At 47.0% G+C, this 19,142-nt stretch carries 16 protein-coding genes, 1 pseudogene and 1 riboswitch; of the genes and pseudogenes, 9 read left to right on the top strand and 8 right to left on the bottom strand.

The features are described from left to right. Both C0Q44_RS01830 and bcp read left to right on the top strand, forming a co-directional pair. The gene (locus tag C0Q44_RS01830) at window positions 1-786 is read left to right on the top strand and encodes an ABC transporter permease (RefSeq protein ID WP_105405802.1); all 786 of its coding nucleotides are present in this window, start codon (window positions 1-3) and stop codon (window positions 784-786) included. A 49-nt stretch (window positions 787-835) separates the two neighbouring features. Continuing rightward, a complete protein-coding gene (gene bcp, locus C0Q44_RS01825; protein WP_105405801.1) occupies window positions 836-1,306 on the top strand; it encodes a thioredoxin-dependent thiol peroxidase in 471 nt (156 codons plus the stop codon). Window positions 1,307-1,394: 88 nt separating this feature from the next. Here bcp and C0Q44_RS01820 read toward each other — a convergent pair whose 3' ends face one another. The 8 genes and pseudogenes from C0Q44_RS01820 to C0Q44_RS01790 all read right to left on the bottom strand — a co-directional run bounded on the left by C0Q44_RS01820 (window position 1,395) and on the right by C0Q44_RS01790 (window position 7,586). Beyond that, window positions 1,395-2,516 carry a GerAB/ArcD/ProY family transporter gene (locus C0Q44_RS01820; protein ID WP_105405800.1) on the bottom strand — a complete coding sequence of 374 codons (1,122 nt, stop codon included), beginning with the start codon at window positions 2,514-2,516 and terminating at the stop codon, window positions 1,395-1,397. A 116-nt stretch (window positions 2,517-2,632) separates the two neighbouring features. Beyond that, entirely contained in the window at window positions 2,633-2,977 is a 345-nt protein-coding gene (locus C0Q44_RS01815; protein ID WP_374955085.1) for a GerAB/ArcD/ProY family transporter, read from the bottom strand. 32 nt (window positions 2,978-3,009) lie between these two features. Beyond that, window positions 3,010-3,621: a GerAB/ArcD/ProY family transporter gene (locus C0Q44_RS31685; protein WP_374955084.1), complete on the bottom strand. Its 612-nt coding sequence runs from the start codon at window positions 3,619-3,621 to the stop codon at window positions 3,010-3,012. Next, window positions 3,558-3,689 (bottom strand): annotated as a pseudogene (locus C0Q44_RS31680) (GerAB/ArcD/ProY family transporter); the annotation flags it as partial. The gene C0Q44_RS31685 and the pseudogene C0Q44_RS31680, both read right to left, overlap by 64 nt. Before the next feature lie 69 nt (window positions 3,690-3,758). Then, entirely contained in the window at window positions 3,759-3,995 is a 237-nt protein-coding gene (locus C0Q44_RS01805) for a hypothetical protein (protein ID WP_105405797.1), read from the bottom strand. 4 nt (window positions 3,996-3,999) lie between these two features. Beyond that, window positions 4,000-5,205 carry a Ger(x)C family spore germination protein gene (locus C0Q44_RS01800; RefSeq protein ID WP_105405796.1) on the bottom strand — a complete coding sequence of 402 codons (1,206 nt, stop codon included), beginning with the start codon at window positions 5,203-5,205 and terminating at the stop codon, window positions 4,000-4,002. A gap of 20 nt (window positions 5,206-5,225) precedes the next feature. After that, window positions 5,226-6,740 carry a spore germination protein gene (locus C0Q44_RS01795; protein WP_105405795.1) on the bottom strand — a complete coding sequence of 505 codons (1,515 nt, stop codon included), beginning with the start codon at window positions 6,738-6,740 and terminating at the stop codon, window positions 5,226-5,228. Window positions 6,741-6,941: 201 nt separating this feature from the next. Further along, window positions 6,942-7,586: a DedA family protein gene (locus tag C0Q44_RS01790; protein WP_105405794.1), complete on the bottom strand. Its 645-nt coding sequence runs from the start codon at window positions 7,584-7,586 to the stop codon at window positions 6,942-6,944. A 237-nt stretch (window positions 7,587-7,823) separates the two neighbouring features. Here C0Q44_RS01790 and C0Q44_RS01785 point away from each other — a divergent pair, with 237 nt between their 5' ends. The 7 genes from C0Q44_RS01785 (at window position 7,824) to C0Q44_RS01755 (ending at window position 18,384) form a co-directional block, all read left to right on the top strand. Next, window positions 7,824-9,041 carry a polysaccharide deacetylase family protein gene (locus tag C0Q44_RS01785; protein ID WP_258166122.1) on the top strand — a complete coding sequence of 406 codons (1,218 nt, stop codon included), beginning with the start codon at window positions 7,824-7,826 and terminating at the stop codon, window positions 9,039-9,041. 228 nt (window positions 9,042-9,269) lie between these two features. Next, window positions 9,270-10,262, top strand: a complete 993-nt coding sequence (locus C0Q44_RS01780) for an AAA family ATPase (RefSeq protein ID WP_105405793.1) — start codon at window positions 9,270-9,272, stop codon at window positions 10,260-10,262. Then, the gene (locus C0Q44_RS01775) at window positions 10,259-11,593 is read left to right on the top strand and encodes a DUF58 domain-containing protein (RefSeq protein WP_181150815.1); all 1,335 of its coding nucleotides are present in this window, start codon (window positions 10,259-10,261) and stop codon (window positions 11,591-11,593) included. The genes C0Q44_RS01780 and C0Q44_RS01775 overlap by 4 nt, the downstream gene beginning before the upstream one ends. Then, window positions 11,580-13,895, top strand: a complete 2,316-nt coding sequence (locus C0Q44_RS01770) for a DUF4129 domain-containing transglutaminase family protein (protein ID WP_105405791.1) — start codon at window positions 11,580-11,582, stop codon at window positions 13,893-13,895. The genes C0Q44_RS01775 and C0Q44_RS01770 overlap by 14 nt, the downstream gene beginning before the upstream one ends. A 322-nt stretch (window positions 13,896-14,217) precedes the next feature. Further along, window positions 14,218-15,756 carry a glutamine-hydrolyzing GMP synthase gene (gene guaA / locus C0Q44_RS01765; protein WP_105405790.1) on the top strand — a complete coding sequence of 513 codons (1,539 nt, stop codon included), beginning with the start codon at window positions 14,218-14,220 and terminating at the stop codon, window positions 15,754-15,756. Between the two features lie 336 nt (window positions 15,757-16,092). Next, a complete protein-coding gene (locus C0Q44_RS01760; protein WP_181150814.1) occupies window positions 16,093-16,326 on the top strand; it encodes a hypothetical protein in 234 nt (77 codons plus the stop codon). A 405-nt stretch (window positions 16,327-16,731) separates the two neighbouring features. Continuing rightward, a riboswitch (purine riboswitch) is annotated at window positions 16,732-16,831 on the top strand. Between the two features lie 176 nt (window positions 16,832-17,007). Then, a complete protein-coding gene (locus C0Q44_RS01755; protein ID WP_105405788.1) occupies window positions 17,008-18,384 on the top strand; it encodes an NCS2 family permease in 1,377 nt (458 codons plus the stop codon). Window positions 18,385-19,142 lie beyond the last annotated feature (758 nt).

Genomic DNA, 19,142 nt, shown 5'->3' with positions numbered 1-19,142 from the left:
ATGTACTATATGGGTCTGATCTGGGAATATTTGAAGAACTACATGAAAACACGTCTTACGTACCGCGCCGACTTCTGGGTGGAGATCCTATCGGATCTGCTGTTTCAGGCAACGAATCTGATCTTTATCTTTGTCGTGTTCCGTCATACCGATAATCTGGGCGGTTGGAGTGAGAGCGAAGTACTCTTTGTTTATGGATATTTCATGGTGCCTTATGGCATCTTCAGCTGTTTCATCAATCTGTGGGGATTCAGCGAGCGTTATATCGTCAAAGGGGAGATGGATCGAATCCTGACACGCCCTGCACATAATCTGTTCCAGATTTTACTTGAGAATGTAGACCCACCTTCACTTGTAGGCTCGTTTATCGGCCTGATTATCATGATCTTTAGCGGAGCAGAGATGGGCCTTGTACTGGAGTGGTGGCACATTCCAGCATTGATCATTCTCACACTCAGTTCCGTGCTGATCTATGCTGGAATCTATACCACATTAACTTCACTATCGTTTTATTCGGACGCACCAACAGGTATTCTGCCGCTGATGTATAACGTTCAGGGGTATGGACGTTATCCGGTAACGATCTACAACCGTGCCATTCAGGTGCTGTTAACCTGGGTCATTCCGTTTGCCTTTGTGGGCATCTATCCGGCAGCGCTGTTCCTGGAGAGGTCCGAGATGCATCGCATGGCGCTCCTTACACCTGTGATGGGATTGGTGTTTGGCTCCATGGGCTTGCTTCTGTGGAATTATGGCGTGAAGCGGTATCGCGGAGCAGGTTCATAAGAACACTCGGATAGGATTGATAGGGTTAGATGGGCAAGACTAGGGAGGAATGAATATGACTTTAACAATAGGCCAAGGGGCCCCGGACTTTGAGCTTCCGTCGAGTACGGGAGAAACGGTGAAGCTCTCGGATTACCGTGGGCAGCGGGTACTGCTTTATTTTTACCCCAAGGATATGACCTCGTCCTGCACGCAGCAGGCTTGTGATTTTCGGGATCGACATGAGGAATTTCAAGGTCTGAATACGGTCATCCTGGGCATTAGCACGGACCCCATGAAGCAACATAATAAGTTTATTGCCAAGTATGGCTTGCCGTTCACCTTGTTATCTGACGAGGAACATCTGGTTTCCGAGCAATACGGTGCGTGGCAGCTCAAGAAGATGTATGGCAAGGAATACATGGGCATCGTACGCTCCACTTTTCTGATTGATGAAGAGGGGAAATTGATCCAGGATTGGTCCAAGGTACGTGTCAAAGGACATATTGAAGCTGCACTTCAGACGTTAAAATCGGTATAAGGTTACCAGACTGTGAGACACGTATAACGCATGGCTACCTATAAACAGGCTGCATCTGTGGAAAATTTTCCAGGATGCAGCCTGTTTTTTAGTTCGTCGGGGTGTTTTTGGTGCGATGTTTCTTGAACAAAGCTCTGGCTTGGTGAACCAGTAACAGGAACAAGGGGAGAACGATGCTTACGGTAAAATCCCAATCAAACCAGGCGTATAAAATCGTAATGGTATAGAAGATAATGTTCGGGGAGATGAGGATGGACATCGCAAAAAATAACATCATGGATGGTAAAATGAGGGGTTTGTAATCTTTCAGGCGAAATAATTGTGCGGTTCCTACAACAAATCCGAAGACATACAACAGACTTTTGAAGTAGGTCGACAACAGCCATGTGATCGCTGTGAGAGCCTCCATACGTTGAAAGAAGTTACCAATATTGATCTTCTGGGCAAGAATATAAGATATGTATATATCGTGTTGCGTTAGCGTTGGTCCGAGTACGAGCAGAGCAATCAGAACAAGTGAGGTCAGCATGGCACCTCCGAGTAATGTGGAGAGCATCATGTCTCTTCGTAAATGGGAGCTATGCGCGACATATGGGATTATCATGGAAAGAATAATCAGTTCTCCGAATGAAGATGCTGCACCACGAATGCTTCCATCCATAATCGAGAAAACAGGAGTGTTCAAAAAAGGCTTCAATCGGGATAGCTCAGTTTGGGGAAGCAGACATATGATGAGGAAGAGCAAGCCAAAAACGACGAACGGTACCAGTACTTCGGCGCTTCTGCCGATCGTACTTAGTCCCTTGAGCATCCCCCAAGTCATGGCCATAACAAAAAGGATGATGATTGCACGAATCGGCGTCTGTAGATAAATCTGGGTTGTCATGAAATCTCCGACCTCACGGATGCATATGGAGGCTCCCATTAAAAAATAGAACAGGTAGGCTACAGCCAGGACGGATCCTATCCATTTGCCGAGCAGCTTGGGACAGATTTCTATTAGAGACAGGGTCGGATAAGTCCGATGGAGCTTGTACATAAGCCACATAATAAACAGTCCAATAGGCTGCGATAATAGAGAGCAGATCCATGCATCTTGTCTGCTTGAATAGGCCATCATTGTCGGATATAACAGAATCATGTCTCCGATCATGGTAATAAAGGTAAGGATCGCGAGTTGTCGAATGGTTAACCTTTCCTGAACCAGCATGGTTTCGTGCACTCCTTTCAGAAAGTGATTCCTATGACAAGTCAATCCAGTTTCCAGTCAAGCTATGTATCACTATTTATCCACGAGCGCTTCCCTCTGGGTCCGGTGAATTTCAGTTAACTACGAAGTTTGATCTTGTGGACACGAGCTTTGAAGCCATGAACCAACAGAAGAATGCCTGGTAACAGAATACTAATAGTAGTATCCCAATCGACCCAGTAAGGGACGACGGTGATAATAATAAAAGTAACACCTGGTGCGACCAGATTAGCCAAGCCAAAGACCAGCATGGACGAAGGTAAGACCAGAAATTCATACCGTTTCAATTTAAATAATTCTGCAATGCCAATTGTGAATGCATACAGATATACCATAGCCTTGAAGTATGTAGAGATAAGCCAGGCTGACGCCATAAGTGCCTCAATGCGTTGAAAAAAATTTCCAATGCTAATCTTTTGCACCAGAATGAAAGAGGCATAGATGTTATGCTGCGTCAGAAATGCCCCAGAACGAGTATGGATATGGTCACGAGAGAGGCTAATACAAGATTGCCCAGCCCAGCAGCCATAATGATATCCCGATTGCGATGCCTCTGCCGGGAAGTATAAGGTAGAAGCATCAAGATAGGGATGCATTCGCCAACAGGATAGATAACACTAACGAGAATTCCTTGGGTGATGGACACCACATCCGTGTCCATGATCGGTTTCAGGTTGCTCGTATCAATTTTGGGTAACAAACAGAAGCAGAGTACAAGGATGAACACGATTCCGACAGGTATGAGTAACTCGCTACTGCGTCCCATGGTTTCAATCCCGTTGTAGACCCCCAGCAGACGGCAATCACAAAAATCAGGATGACGACGCGTATCGGCGTATATTGAAAAATTTGAGTCGTCATGAAATCGCCGACCTCGCGAGTGTGAGTGGATGCACCAATGATGAAAAAGTACAAATAAAAGCAGCCAACCAATGTGCCAGGCCAGAATCCCAATATACTCCGGGTCATGGAGATTAGATTCTGGTCCGGATATGCTTTGCCGAGCTTGAGGAACATGGCCATCAGAAGCATACTGATCGGGACACCAATCAGGGCACAGATCCATGCATTTTGCTTGGCATATGACGTAATGACGGAAGGGTAGATCATCATCATATCCCCAACAACCATCATAAATGTCAGGGTACCCAGCGCTCGGGTACCCAGTCGTCCTTTTTCAAGCATCGCTCTCACTCCTTTTAGCTAAGTTCCAGTAATGTAGGCCAGGAATTGATTCACAGGTTCATAGATCCAGATAATGATATACAGCGGACTCGGGAATTCCCATAAATTCACCGCAATGACGCTGAATACGATGGCTGATAGTAACATTCCACTGTATACAGCCGTTTCTTTCCATTGTTTGCTTCGAATGAGCTTGGGAAGATCGATCCACCCGACCAGGCATCCAACTACAACCGCAGTGATAGAGAGCAGCATAATCTCAGTCCTTTATTTGATTTTTGAATGAGTTGTCCAGTGAACCCACACGTCTGATCTGTGCATTCGCATCGTATTGGATGTCGAGATTTTCGAAATACTTGTCCCAGTCGTTCTCGATTTTTTTGAAAAATTTGGGGTCAACTTGATAGATCTCCTGACCGAATCCGAAGATGTCCACATGATATTTACGGCGCACTGAATTGACGGATTTTTGCATTATTTCTTTAAGCCGTTCCTGAGCTAGCTTCTCCAATTCATGGATGGCTGACATGGAGCCGATCTGCATGTCGCAATCTACTGACCCGATAGAGGCTACGATATTGACCTTAATCTTGATTTGAGGTTCTCCTCCGACAACTTTAGCTTTGCGATCCGTTGTGGATCGAAGTGTTTTCAGGGTTACTACACCTTTGCTCTTCGGACAGTCAACATGCCCCACGGTAGCTTTAACATTATCTCGGATGTAGTTGTATCCCTTGGATTCGTCTTCCGTTAACCAGCCGATCAACTTATCCTTCTTGAAGACACTCAGGCCAGTTGTGTTCAGTCTGGCTGACGTGCGTATCGTGGAGATGTTATCGACACTTCCTTTTTTACTGAAATCACCTAAAATTTGCACCCCTGTAATGACAGGCTGTATTCCCGGGGTTAACATGTAGTCGATAAGCTGGTCTCCTGTTACCGTCGTCGTTGGTGACCAGGTTTTAGAGGAAACGTCCAAGGAGCTGAATAGCTTTTCGGCCGGAATGTTATCCAGAGGTGTCAGCAAATTAAGCACTTCCGATGCTTGCGTATTTCGGGCGACCATCACATAATAATCGGGACGAACCGTTGGTTCACGCATTAGAGCTTCCATAACATCATAAATGCCCTCTTCGCGGGCGAACTCTTCTCCGAATACCAGAATTCGGACATGGGCCATGAAAATTCTTCTGGGACTCGTTTCAGTGAGCTGCTGTATGGCTTCTAACAGAGACTTGGCAGTGGCCTGATATTGAGTCACGGGCGTTCCCTTGGAGCCAGATGTCTTGGGAGATATTACATTCGGAACCACGACCTGTGCGCTAACCCGAATCTGATCTCCTGCCTTGTCCACCCCAAGGCCGAGCATGATGCCGAGTTCATTCATTTCTTGGCGATCCCAACATCCCGTAAGCAAAGGAAGTAGTACTGCAAAGGACATCAATAAACGTAAGCTTTTGTTCATATGAAGGTCTCCTGACTGAGTTAACGCTTGGTTTTCCTTGATGTTTGTCTCGTAACATTCGTCGATCCTGTGGACAATGGGCGGGTCTTCATGCGAGACCATGGCACACGAAAGATAGTGTCTTTCATATCTTTTTGAATGAACGGTGCAAACGGAGACATGTAGGGCACACCGAAAGAACGCAAGCTGCAGAGGTGGGTTACTGTAATGAGCAACACTATCAGAATGCCGTAGAAACCGAAGGCTGCCGCTAGTATCATCAGCACAAAGCGCAAGATCCGTACCGATATGGACAGACCATTTTCCGGGATCACATAGCTGGATATCGCAGTAATGGATACAATAATAACCATTGCAGCTGACACAACCCCTGCGTCCACTGCGGCCTGACCAATAACAAGCGTACCAACAATGGACACGGCCTGGCCGACCGTTTTGGGTATCCGAATACCTGCTTCCCGTAAGATCTCATAGGTCAACTCCATCAGCAGGGCTTCAATAAAAGCGGGAAATGGTACCCCTTCCCTTTGGGCTGCCAGGCTGATCAGCAGATTGGTGGGTAACATCTCCTGATGGAATGTTGAAATGGCAATATAGAAGGATGGAGATAGCAGGGCAATGAAGAAGGCCAGATATCGTATCATCCGGATCAGTGTACTGATATCTGCTCGTTGATAATAGTCTTCTGGAGACTGAAAAAATTGAACAAACAAGGCGGGTACAATCAATGCAAATGGTGTTCCGTCCACAATGATCGCAACTCGACCCTCCAGCAAGGCAGCAGATACGGTATCCGGTCTTTCGCTGTTATAGACTGTCGGGAAAATCGTCATGGTCTTGTCCTGCACCAGTTCTTCGATATATCCACTCTCCAGGATGCTGTCAATATCGATCTCATCCAGCCTTCGCCGGAGCTCAATCACAATCTCCTGATCCACAATATGTTCTAGATAGAGCACAGCCACACGAGTTTTGGTCACTCGACCTATTTCTCTTTCTTCGATCCAAAGATGAGGATCGCGAATTCGTTTGCGAATCAATGAGGTGTTGGTACGCAAATTTTCATTAAAGCCCTCCATCGGTCCTCGAACGACGGTTTGGGAGACTGGTTCTCCAACGGAGCGATCTTCCCAGCCGGCCGCGCCAATCTTCAGTCCTCGAACGGAACCTTCAATCAGCAGAATAGCTGATCCAGAAAGCAGCGCACGCAGTACGTCATACATATCATCCACCAGCAATACATCACTGGCGATTAGAATATCATTCTGAAGGTAACTCAGATGTTCATCATCTGCCGAGAAGTCGGGTAGATCCTGTTTTTGCAATAATGATTCCATGATGGAGTGATTCAGGATCTGTACATCTACCAACCCATCGATGTATAGCATGACAGCAGGCCACTTGTGCAAACATTGCAGAGGACGGATCATCAAGTCGTTGCTATTCCCCATCATTTGCTTGCAGTATTCCGTATTGTCGTTCAGATTTGGCGAAATTTCCTTATGATCTTGACGGTCTTGCACTGATGCACTCATCCCATTGCCTCCTTATACATCCTATAATTGCAAGTTAGTATGACCTGGATGAATTCAGATTATGACAAAAAAAGAGAATGATTGAATATCAAGGATAAACAGAAGGCAGTGTAGGATGATCCGTAGTATCGAAGGGTATTTATTTCAGAAATCAAAAAAAGGAGCTGCGTGGTACGCAACTCCTTGCTTAACTTTGTATCCTCACTTCTGTCTCTGCCGAACAGGAGCTGGCTTGGATACGGAACGAGCTGCCAGCGCTTTTCGGTAACGATATAGTACAGCAGCAATCAGCAGCAATCCAATGCCAGCGACGATGTAGGCCGCGTACTGATGGGCCAGGTGGAAGACAGCATTCCACTGAGGTCCGAATATTTTGCCAATGCCCAGGAATAGTACCACCCAGAAGAGTGCACCTGAGTAGGCGTAGAGTGCGAATTTTCGAAAGGGGACAGCAGCGATTCCTGCGAAATAACCGGTGAAATGGCGCACGCCGGGAATGAAATAACCAATAAAGATCAGGCCATTTCCATATTTGGCGAACCATTTTTGCGTTTTATCCAGCTTGTCCTGTTTCAACAAAAACCATTTTCCGTAACGCATGATGAATGGCAGACCTGCTTTGGCCCCGATGAAATACGTGATGGTCATCCCGATGGTTGTCCCCAGAAAAGCAAGGATGAGGAGAACGCTAAAGTTCAGCTTCCCGGTATATGACAGATAACCCCCATATGCCATTGTGGTTTCTCCGGGAAACGGTAGAGCAATGAATTCAAGTAATAAACCGAAAAATAATACGCTATATCCGTAGGATCCAAACAAATGCTGGACCTTCTCTAGCAATTCCATACATTCACTCTCCTGAAGACAAGGGGATGAGTTACGAGCCGATCATAACTCTCGAAGATGTCTTGTTTAGAATATGCTACCTAATCCTAGACGAAGAATCAATCATGAGACGTACAACCTATTCAAAAATTTGAAGATAGAATCACGTCTTTTTTGGATATGACCTCCATATAATTCTAACAAATCAGCTGAAGTCTATCAGCCAATTCACTAGAAACGTTGGAGGATGATTCGTATATGGTGCAGACAACAGAATCGAGAATGGTTGAACCAGAGAATAAGTTAACGAATGCAGCTCGAAAATATAACCGTGTATCTCCCCAATGGATCAGATTCCTGCTCCGGGTTGTCATAACCCTGGGTGTTATTGTTGCTTTTGCGAATATACATGAAAGTGCGTATGCTTCAGGTTCTACTGTAGCCATTTCCAAAGAGAAAAACAATCAGGACAAGATCGTATATCTGAGTTTCGACGATGGCCCTGGAAAACATACTCGTGAAGTATTGGATATTTTGCGTAAAGAGCAGGTTCCAGCTACCTTTTTTGTGTTGGGAGAACAGGCCGAGCGCTATCCTGAGCTCATTCGCACATTGGTGGAAGATGGACACGCTTTGGGAAATCATACATTTAATCATGACTATAAGCAGTTATATCGTGATTTTAAAGTGTTCTGGAAACAGATCAAACAGACAGAGGAGATTATCAACCGTATTACTGGATTCCGGCCCAATCTGGTAAGGGCACCAGGAGGCAGCTACGGGCATTTTGATCAGAGCTATTTTGATCTGCTGAAGCAAGGTGGTTACACCGTCATGGATTGGAATGTGGACAGTGGAGATTCCAAACGAAAAGGCGTTCCAGCCAAAGAAATTCTGCGTAATGCCACCAAAGTACCAACTGGAGCAAAATCGTTTATTGTGCTCATGCATGACGGGGGAGCACATGCTGAAACAGTAAAGGCCCTACCCGATATTATTCGGTATTATCGGGACCATGGATACCAATTCGAGGTGATGAAAGGTTCCGATCAGCCTGTTCAATTCCGGGTAAACCCTGATAAGGCATACCATTCTCGTAAAGATCCGGGAAAGGCCTGGATTGCCGAACAAGTAGAGCCCAACAACCAGTTATGGTTGGCAGGTAAGGAGTTAAAGGTAGAAATCGGATTGATTGCAGCGACTTTGCGACCGGGAGAATTCCGGGTGGAGGACCAGCAGATTATGGTTCCTCTGCGAACCTTTATGAAGAAATTCGGGAGCAACGCGCGTTGGGACGCAGAATCAAGAACGGCAACAGTTGTATGGAAAGATCGAACCATTTACGCCAACAGTGCTAGTGGACAATTAACTTCTGGGCATCCAGGACAATCCAGCGATACCGTGACAGGCAAGGTGCGCAGTCAAGGGGAACGACCTGGGTTCCACTCAGGGAGCTTCTTAGGGAGATGGGGCTGAGTATAGATTCCATGACATCGAGTGAAGCAGAATGGACGGTCAAGGCGAACATGCCTTTGGTGAAACATACTGGGGGCACAGTGACTGGAACGTGGTTCTGTTATATCTAAGATCATTTTTCTGCAGAAATCCGTGTGAATCAGGACTAATCTCTCTACTTCCGGGCAACACTGAATCATAGATTACTATGACTCTGGAATGCCGATAAATGGAAGGAGAACGAGTGAAATGTCTAATATCCGAATCGAACATGAGCACGCGGTTGAGTTGTTAAACAGGCTGATTAAGCGAGTCGAGAGCGTCATTATTGGCAAGAAAAAAGAGATTCAGTATGTGCTTACGTCAATGCTTGGCGGTGGTCATACCCTTCTGGAGGATGTCCCTGGTACGGGAAAAACGATGCTGGTTCGCGCCATTTCCTCTTCGCTGAATTGCTCCATGGGCCGAATCCAGTTTACGCCGGATGTGATGCCAGCAGATGTGACGGGCACTTCGATATTTCATCCATCCACGGGAGAGTTCACATTTCGACCTGGACCAATCATGTCCAATATCGTGCTCGCTGATGAGATTAATCGTGCTTCGCCCCGAACCCAGTCTGCTCTATTAGAAGCGATGGAGGAACGGCGGATTACAGTTGATGGCACAACGTATACGTTGCCACGTCCGTTCTTTTTGCTGGCTACACAGAATCCGTTGCAGTTTGAAGGCACATATCGTTTGCCTGAAGCGCAGCTTGATCGTTTCATGATTAAGATCGGACTGGGATATCCCGAACCCGAGCAGGAAGTAGAATTGCTTACCCGAATGCAAAGCAGGGATTCGTTGGAGGCATGCCACCCGGTCATGCTCGCCGAAGAAGTAGCGGCTATGCAGCGGGCGGTCAGACAAGTACATGTGGATGCAGTCGTCAAACAATATCTCGTCTCCGTTGCTGTCGCTACACGGAACCATCCTTCCGTGAGATTAGGGATTAGTCCCCGGGGTACGCTTGCTTGGATGGTTGCCACGCAAGCTTATGCCTATCTTCAAGGGCGTAGCTATGTTATTCCGGATGATGTGAAAGAGATGGCTGGACCTGTGCTCCCTCATCGGATTCAGCTCAAATCCCAGAATAGGGCCGATGCTTCATGGTCACAGGAACAGGTAATACACGAGGTACTCTCCTCTGTTCCTATCCCGGTACAGCTGGCAGCACAGGGAAGGGGACGGAGGCAATGAGTACGTTTGTCCAACGTCTGTTAAATATCGCCCTGAGCGTGGCTTTCGCTTCTCTATTTGTATGGCATGGAGGCAAAACAGCACTGTTTCTATTCGTTGTGACACTTCTTATCGGGGCTAGTGGTTGGATCATACAGATATGTGGTCCGCGTAACATTCATATTCGCAGGCATATGCATTCGGAACGGATGATGTCTGGTGAAGAGGCTCATGTTCGGGTAGAGCTGGAATTCGAAAGTCACATTCCGCTGCTCTGGATCGTTCTGTGCGAGAATACACCTGCAGGGGTGCATCGAAAGTGTTTTTTTCCAGGGATGCGCAGACAATTCACCTATCAATATCAGTTGTCTGGTCTGAGAAGAGGTGTGTATGAATGGGGAAAAGGCAGATTGTACTGGGGAGACATCTTCGGGTGGAATACACTATCTGTGGAAACGGTCGGTGATACACCTCTGATTGTTGTTCCCTCTGTTACGGGGTATGGAGAGAATGATTCGAACGTATTTGGAGCAACAGGGGAAGGTCTGATGTCTGAACGGAGAAATTCGCATGGGAAGCGAAGTCCTGAATTCCGAGAGTATCAGCATGGTGATCCGCTAGGACGAATTCATTGGAAAAGCACAGCCAAGACCGGCAGACTGCAGACATTTCTGCCTGAAATGATGGATTCTCCCTCGCTTGGTATTCTGGTCTACGAAGGCCAGAGCGGATATGAGCAACCCTGGAATGGCTCAAGCGATCATCCTGCTTTTGAGCGAGTCGTCAGCATGGCAGCACGGTGGATTCAGCGAGCTGCGCTGGAAGACATGCCATATCATCTGTGGATGGGTAGCGGAGACGCACATGTAGGAGATCAGGAGCAGCCAATCCGTTATAGCATTCAGTCTGATCATAGGAATCTTTCTCTGGATCAATTAGCTGAAGCGCAGATTGCTCCTGTCTCATCGGACAGCCCCTCGCTGATGGAAACGACAAGATTGGAATATATGCCGTCAGGATCACGCATCGTGGTTCTCAGTGGGCGAATGGATGCTGACCTGCATGAATGGATACTGTATGCGGCAAGTCTGGGACATACCGTTGAGGTTCAGTTAACAGAATTAGCTGTATTATCTGAATTCAACTCAAATACGGACAGACAACAATCCATGGATTTGGCTCATCATACAGATGGCAAAAGGTACCCGAGAACTTCGGGGGCGCATGCTACACAATCCCAATCCTCAGCCTGGTTGGAACAGTTGTACCGCAGCGGGGTGAATGTTAGGCCCGTTGCATCTCGCAGCCTGCCTCCTTTAGGAAAGGTGGTGGTTACGGATGTGGGAGCATAAGCCGAACCGGCAGTCCGAATCCGCCGTAAAGAATGGAGACGGTGTTCTACTCCACAGTCTGGATTCTTCCAAGAAACACAATGAAGTAGAGCCCACTCGTTATAGAATCTTCATTTGCAGTCTGTTGCTCCTTATGTCCATGGAATGGATATACCCTGTCACATCCTCGGGTCAATACGGTAGTGAGCGCTTCCTGTTGGTAATGGCCGGCTTGACCGGAGCACTGTTGGTGACTGGCTTGTTCCATACAGGCTGGATTACAGGTTCCCTGATCCGATTAGGTATGGTTCTGATTGCGGTATGTCTGATGTACGGTGGTGATGATCCTCTCGGATGGGCCATGGCGTATCCTGAAAAACTGCGGACAGATCTGAACGCTTTTATGGAAAGTGGACGTCTCTATAGTATAAGTACAGAATCCAGGGGATTGTGCATGATGTGTGGCTGGGGGATGTTGATGGCTTCGGTCCAGTCTCTCGTTCTTCATCGTGTGAGTATCATGCTGTTTGGAGGGGCAACACTGGTCTATTTGATGTTATTGGAATCTTTTGCCGGACTGGATGTATACGCTTCAATCGTTCGGTCGGTACTCTGGATATTGCTTATTCAAGCCTTGTTGCATCTTCTTCGTCTATCTGGAGGGGTGACCACACCCCGTTATAACCTGAACCCCTATGGACGCTGGAGCATGGTGGCTGTATTTGCAGCAGTGGCCATGGTAGGTTTCTCTGGAGTGCCAGGTCATTTCAATGCCATTCCTCCACCGGATCGCATATCGCTGGAAAAGGTTGGTGAACGACTGGCACATTGGGCGGGTTATACTTCAGGAGGCAGTATTCCGGCTTCGGCTTCTGTAACAGGATATAGTACTGCTGATGCACCGATGGGGGCACCCTTAATCCAGGGAGATGCTGTCTTTTTCATAGCAAAAAGTCCAAAAGTTACGTATTGGCGCGGGGAGACTCGCTCATATTATAACGGCAGTACATGGAGTGATCCTGCTCAAAGCTTCGAAACGGCCAGTCCGTCCGGATTGCTGCGCACCGATGGATGGGAGAACCCAACCTATTGGAGTCGGATTCGCCAAACGGTCACGATGCAGCGAGAGTGGAAAGGACCAAACCCACTCTTTACGGGCGGTATACCGGTCAACGTATCGTTCCAGGATAACAATAGCACCAATGAGAGAAACATGCTGTCCCTGCTCTCGAATGCAGACTCGGCAACGCTATGGCTGGCAGGCTCCGGTCGTCGTGAACCTGTTAAACAGTATTCAGCAGATGTCATGATTCCCACCGCAACGCCAGAACAGTTACGACTTCTGGAATCAAAGGGAACGCGTAAGGACCCGGCCAAGATTCGCAGAACCGATCTGCAGCTTCCGGATTCACTTCCTGAACGAGTTCGCTCTCTAGCGGGTGACATTACCGAAGGAAGTAAGACACGTTATGATGCTGTTCATGCGGTTCAGACCTATCTGATTGACCATGCCGAATATTCGCTGGATACGCGTATGCCGCCGCTGGGGACTGATTTTGTAGATGATTTTCTGTTTGTAACTGGCAAAGGATACTGTAATCATTTTTCCACAGCGATGGTTGTGCTGCTACGTGCAGAAGGCATCCCGGCCCGTTGGGTGAAGGGTTTTGGTACTGGACAAGCTGATCCTGAGGTCAGCGGGCAGTACATTGTTACCCAGGGAGACGCACACTCCTGGGTGGAAGTGTATTTCCCAAGTGCAGGCTGGATGCCGTTTGAGGCGACACCTGGTTTTGCTCTACCGCAAGGCGTGAGCGTTGACGCCGCGGGGGCAGATTTGTTGTCAGATGCAGGGGCGCAGCCCTCATCTGTGGGTGTGATGGCACAGGCAGGCGCTTGGCTGCTGGCTCGCGCCCGTGCATTTGTCGCGGTGCCCTGGCTCACCGCGACGGCACTTGCGGCAGCGGCACTGCTGTGCGCCGCTGCTCTGTTCCGCATGCGGCGGCTTCGCCCCGCGCTGCGGCTGGAGCTGCTGCTGGCATGGCCACGCAGCAGCTTTCCAGACCGTGAGCGGCTGCTGCGCGCCGCCGCTCCGGTCTGGTTCGCGCTTGCGCGGCAGTACGGCCCACGGCCGCCGGGCATGACGCTGCGGGAATACGCAGCGTCGCCCGCCGTGGCCGCAAGCGCCGACTGCGCGGACATCGCGCGATTTGCAGCCGACTGGGAACGGCTGCTGTACGGGCAAGACCGTCCACTGCGCGTGGACAGTCTGGACTTCCTGCGCCGGGCACTTCGTCTGGCCCGGCGATCACCAAGGCGATAAACGCAGCAGAGGCGCGACATGTACCGCCAAGGGTATGGACGCCTCTCTTGCCACTGTGGTGAACGAGGTTTTTTCCATGATGACAAGCGCGCCGTGCGGCGGAGATTTTTCAACAATGTACATGAGGATCTATGAAGAGAAAATGTTTCTTTACTTTGAACAAAAGTGCAATTTGGTGGACATGCTTGGATCAAAGTCATATTTTGTCGTTTGATGTTATATCAGCTCATGAGGTGCTCGAAAAAAGGAGTTTAGCCTTTCCTTGACGGTATGTTTTGTCGTTGCGTATAATTAGCTTCATTGAATTGAGGGAGGCACGGTAATGAATAAGCCAAATGAAATTGTGGTTGTCCTTGACTTTGGGGGCCAATACAACCAATTAATCGCCAGAAGAATTCGGGATCTCGGCGTATACAGCGAGCTTTTGCCGTATAACACACCAGCAGAGAAAATCGCAGAAATGTCACCACGAGGAATCATTTTCTCCGGTGGACCATCCAGCGTGTATGCTGAAAATGCACCACATGTAGACCCGGCTGTCTATGATCTTGGACTTCCGATCTTCGGCATCTGTTACGGCATGCAGCTTATGGCCCAACAGCTTGAGGGTAAAGTAGAACGTTCCGAGAAGCGTGAATATGGTAAAGCCGATATCGCGTTCGCAGCAGGCGCTGCACTCGCACAAGGTATCGATGGTGAGCACACGGTATGGATGAGTCATGGTGACCACGTGGTTACCCTTCCTCCGGGTTTCAAACTGGATGCAGGCACGGAAAGTGCGCCAATCGCTGCAATGAGTAACGACGAGCGCAAATTGTATGCTGTTCAGTTCCACCCGGAAGTACGTCACTCCGTTCGTGGTAACGACATGATTCGTAACTTCCTGTTCGAAATCTGCGGTTGCGAAGGCAACTGGACGATGGAGACGTTTATTGAAGATACGATCAAGGATATTCGTGAAAAAGTGGGCGACGGTAAGGTGCTGTGCGCACTGAGCGGTGGCGTGGATTCTTCTGTTGTGGCTGCACTGCTTCACAGAGCGATCGGTGACCAACTGACATGTATGTTTATCGACCATGGTCTGTTACGCAAAGGCGAAGCAGAAAGCGTAATGGAGACATTTGTCGGCAAATTCGACATGAAAGTAGTCAAAATCGATGCACAGGAGCGCTTCCTGTCCAAACTGGTAGGCGTAGATGATCCGGAACAAAAACGTAAAATTATCGGTAACGAGTTTATTTACGTATTTGATGAAGAATCCAAGCAATTCGATGATTTCAAATTCCTGGCGCAAGGTACACTTTACACAGACATCGTGGAAAGTGGTACAGCGACTGCACAGACGATCAAATCCCACCACAACGTGGGCGGCTTGCCTGAAGATATGAACTTCAAATTGATTGAACCACTGAGTGCCTTGTTCAAGGACGAAGTGCGTAAAGTCGGCGAAGAGTGCGGTCTGCCTGAAGCCATCGTATGGCGTCAGCCTTTCCCAGGTCCGGGTCTGGCGATCCGTGTACTTGGCGAAGTGACGGAGGAGAAGCTCAAAATTGTTCGTGATTCTGATTACATCCTGCGTGAAGAGATTGCCAAAGCCGGTCTCGACCGCGAAATCTGGCAGTACTTCACAGCCCTGCCGAACATGAAGAGTGTTGGCGTTATGGGTGATGCGCGTACGTATTCCTATACTGTAGGTATCCGTGCCGTAACATCCATCGATGGCATGACTGCGGACTGGGCACGTATCCCTTGGGACGTTCTTGAGAAAATCTCCGTGCGGATCGTTAACGAAGTCGATAACGTAAACCGTATTGTGTATGACGTAACGTCCAAACCACCTGCAACGATCGAGTGGGAATAGGGTATACCCTGTAACAACAGATTGTAATAAGCGCTCTCTTTTATCTGCGTTTTAACGCAAATAGAAGGGAGTTTTTTAATGATATAACTTCTTTTAAATACAGCTTATTTTATGTGAATTTATTGTGGTTTATTGCACCGTTTCGTTTAATTTATACGGGGAGTAGTTCTGATTTATCATTCGAGCAAAGAAGAGAATGAATAGGTATCACTCTATAATTTTATCCCATTTTTAGATTCATTTCATGATCCTTTCAGGTAAGGCCTGTACACTAAGTTATATGAAGAGCGATATGGCCACTGAAGGGAGATTGAATGTATGCGTAAAACCGACTATATGAGCAAATGGAAGATGGGTATTGGAAGTGCATTTCTGATGGTGATGCTGGCAGGATGCGGTTCGGGTATGCAGGACCTGGCTTCCGGTGCAGGAGATTTTTCATTTGTGAACTTAGAGGCAGCGGATGCGTCTTCCGACCAGACGAGAAACCAGGAATTATCCTCTAACGTAACAACGAACACCGATCAGGAACAATCCAAATTACAGAATGTCTCGCAGACAGAGATATGATGAACATAGGACTGATCCGGTAAAAATAGACCTGGAACATGTCGTAAGTTGCTCCTTATACTTAATGATTATATGCTTTGGAATATCAGACATCATTATTCGTAGATCATCATCACTCTCCTGATTGCTATAACGCATCAGACACATAGGCTACCCTGATCAGAGCGCTTCTAGCCCTTTGATCAGGGTAGCTTTTTCATGTTTATTTTGCTGAAAGCCCAATCTGACAGAATGAACATATTCCTTTGAAATCCGCTGAGAATAACGTATTAAAAAGGATTGTAAATCGCTGAACTGGTTTGATCTGTTAAATAATACGAACGATATTCATGGAAAGAGGATTTAACATTCGTTTTTCTCATTGACAAAAGGGGAACTCCTCTCCTAAAATAGTGATGGGAAACACACAAATAGCGCATACTAATTCGTATAATCCCGGGGATTGGCCCGGGAGTCTCTACGAGATCACCCTAATGATCTGGCTACGAAGAGGAGAAGGCTGAGCACATGAATTCTACATGATTGCGTCCTACAACACGCACATTAGAATTTTTTTTGTTCTCAATCAATTGGCACAGTGCCACTCCTCATTAGCAGAACCCTGGGTGAAACATTTAACTTCAGGGTCTTTTGTCGTTTTTCAATATGGCTTCAACATCTCTAAGGAGGAGTTAGTGAATTATGGATCGTTTCTTTAAACTCAAAGAAAATGGAACAAACGTTAGAACGGAGATTGTTGCGGGTCTTACTACCTTTATGACAATGGCTTACATTCTTTTCGTAAATACGTTGTTCTTGGGACAAGCCGGGGCGGGAATGTCGGATAATGCAGTGTTTTTTGCAACAGCCGTCGGCGCCGGATTAATGACGATTATTATGGGATTGTTCGTGAATATTCCGATTGCACTCGCACCAGGCATGGGGTTGAATGCGTACTTCATGACGGTGGTTCTGAGCTCGAATGGTGCGATTACCTGGCAGGCTGCTCTCGGAGCCGTGTTCCTTTCCGGTATCGTCTTCATTATTTTGACCGTGACCAAAGTTCGACAAATGCTGCTTGTTGCAGTTCCAGAGTCGATCAAAATGGCGATTACGGTCGGGATTGGTCTCTTTATTACCATTATCGGTTTCAAATTGGCTAATCTCGTGGCTGTAACAGTGAATGTTGCACCAGATGCAGATCTGAGTCAACCGATTCCAGGTAGTAGCTTCAATCTGTCATTAGGTAATTTTGTAACCCATCATGATGCCTTACTGGCCCTGATTGGTTTGCTCCTTATTGCTGTACTGATGGTTATGCGTGTCAAAGGGGCTCTACTGATCGGGATTGTGGCAACAACGCTGATTGGTATTCCAATGGGAGTTACGAATCTGAGTGGTCTTTCGGGTGCAAGCTGGTTGCCTAACTTCAGTGATCTGGCCGTTGGACAGTTGGATTTGAAAGGTGCCATTAGTCTGGGATTGTTTGAGATCATTTTCATCTTTACCTTCGTTGAATTGTTCGACACGTTCGGCACGATGGTAGGTACTGCAACACGCATGGGCATTATGAAGGATAAGAAAAAAGGCGAGAAAATTATCGGTAAAGCAATGCTTGTCGATGCAGTTGGTGTCAGCGCAGGTGCTGCACTGGGTACAAGTACCATTACTGCATATGTTGAAAGTGCTTCAGGCGTTGAGGCAGGTGGACGTACAGGACTGACCTCCGTAACGACAGGTTTGCTGTTCATTTTGGCCCTGTTTATCGCGCCGCTTGCGCTGGTTGTTCCATCCGCTGCCACTGCTCCGGCATTGATCATCGTGGGTGTGCTTATGATGAGTCAAGTGCGAAGCATCGACTGGGATGATTTCCTTCAAGCTTTCCCGGCGTTCCTTACGATTGTACTGATGCCTTTCACAGGCGGAATTGCGAACGGAATCTCTGCAGGTATCGTGTCTTATGTGATTCTGGCGGTGTTCAGTAACTTAGTTACAGAACGCAAAGTGAAGATTCACTGGCTCATGTGGATATTGGCTATCATTGTAATCTGCCGATATGTCTTTATGGGTGGAGAGTAGCCTACGTTAGTAGTTATGAAGGATTATCTATGATAAGTAAGTTACTTCTATATGAAAGAAGCGGAAGCGCCTGGATGTAAACCCGGTGCTTTCGCTTTTTTCTATAAACATTTTCTTGGGTAAAATGAATTTCTAAATGTTTTCCTTCTATATAGAAGGAATGAGTATAACGAGTTAAGATTTGGTGGTATATTGATCGCTTAAATCATCGGTTAATAGTTATCTAAATATGGAGGGGGATCTTGTTCTCTCATTCAACAAAGGCGGATGATAAAGTGAGTCTTATCATGATCTGAATGTAATCTGCAAACTAATTATGTGTACAACAGGAGTGTACTCCATAATCAGATTGGAATCCTACGGGAAGCCTTTGCGCTAGTCTGTTGATTATTTGGATTCATTAAAGGTTGTATGCAAATGTATCATTTGGCCGACTATTAAAGAAGTGCTTATTAAAGGGCGATAGGATACTTATTTTATATGCATTAATGTTTTAAAGAAAAAGACTTGCGTTCCTAGACTGTACATGGTATATTCTATTTCCGGCCAAAAAAACACAAGATACACGGTGCGGCAAGCGAGTGAAATAAGCTTCGAAAGAAACTTAAAAAAAGAGCTTGCAACGTTGGTTCGGATGTGATATGATATAAAAGTTGCTGAAGAGAACGACATTCGGTAACGAAATAAGTTTGATCTTTGAAAACTGAACAACGAGTGAGTAAACATTCTGCTTGCAGAATGAACGCGAAAGTTTGAGA

The sequence above is a fragment of the Paenibacillus sp. PCH8 genome (genome assembly GCF_002968835.1).
In the GTDB taxonomy this organism is placed as follows: domain Bacteria; phylum Bacillota; class Bacilli; order Paenibacillales; family Paenibacillaceae; genus Paenibacillus.
The sequence above is the reverse complement of the archived record's forward strand: the minus strand, read 5'-3'. Positions and strand labels throughout refer to the sequence as shown.

What these genes read in the sequence shown, in the direction of transcription:
- C0Q44_RS01820 (WP_105405800.1), bottom strand. Translation starts at nt 2,516, where the DNA reads ATGCTGGTTCAGGAAAGGTTAACCATTCGACAACTCGCGATCCTTACC.
- C0Q44_RS01790 (WP_105405794.1), bottom strand. Translation starts at nt 7,586, where the DNA reads ATGGAATTGCTAGAGAAGGTCCAGCATTTGTTTGGATCCTACGGATAT.
- C0Q44_RS01775 (WP_181150815.1), top strand. Translation starts at nt 10,259, where the DNA reads ATGAGTACGTTTGTCCAACGTCTGTTAAATATCGCCCTGAGCGTGGCT.
- C0Q44_RS01830 (WP_105405802.1), top strand. Translation starts at nt 1, where the DNA reads ATGTACTATATGGGTCTGATCTGGGAATATTTGAAGAACTACATGAAA.
- C0Q44_RS01805 (WP_105405797.1), bottom strand. Translation starts at nt 3,995, where the DNA reads ATGCTGCTCTCTATCACTGCGGTTGTAGTTGGATGCCTGGTCGGGTGG.
- C0Q44_RS01795 (WP_105405795.1), bottom strand. Translation starts at nt 6,740, where the DNA reads ATGAGTGCATCAGTGCAAGACCGTCAAGATCATAAGGAAATTTCGCCA.
- C0Q44_RS31685 (WP_374955084.1), bottom strand. Translation starts at nt 3,621, where the DNA reads ATGGATCTGTGCCCTGATTGGTGTCCCGATCAGTATGCTTCTGATGGC.
- C0Q44_RS01780 (WP_105405793.1), top strand. Translation starts at nt 9,270, where the DNA reads ATGTCTAATATCCGAATCGAACATGAGCACGCGGTTGAGTTGTTAAAC.
- guaA (WP_105405790.1), top strand. Translation starts at nt 14,218, where the DNA reads ATGAATAAGCCAAATGAAATTGTGGTTGTCCTTGACTTTGGGGGCCAA.
- C0Q44_RS01770 (WP_105405791.1), top strand. Translation starts at nt 11,580, where the DNA reads ATGTGGGAGCATAAGCCGAACCGGCAGTCCGAATCCGCCGTAAAGAAT.
- bcp (WP_105405801.1), top strand. Translation starts at nt 836, where the DNA reads ATGAATATGACTTTAACAATAGGCCAAGGGGCCCCGGACTTTGAGCTT.
- C0Q44_RS01785 (WP_258166122.1), top strand. Translation starts at nt 7,824, where the DNA reads ATGGTGCAGACAACAGAATCGAGAATGGTTGAACCAGAGAATAAGTTA.
- C0Q44_RS01755 (WP_105405788.1), top strand. Translation starts at nt 17,008, where the DNA reads ATGGATCGTTTCTTTAAACTCAAAGAAAATGGAACAAACGTTAGAACG.
- C0Q44_RS01760 (WP_181150814.1), top strand. Translation starts at nt 16,093, where the DNA reads ATGAGCAAATGGAAGATGGGTATTGGAAGTGCATTTCTGATGGTGATG.
- C0Q44_RS01800 (WP_105405796.1), bottom strand. Translation starts at nt 5,205, where the DNA reads ATGAACAAAAGCTTACGTTTATTGATGTCCTTTGCAGTACTACTTCCT.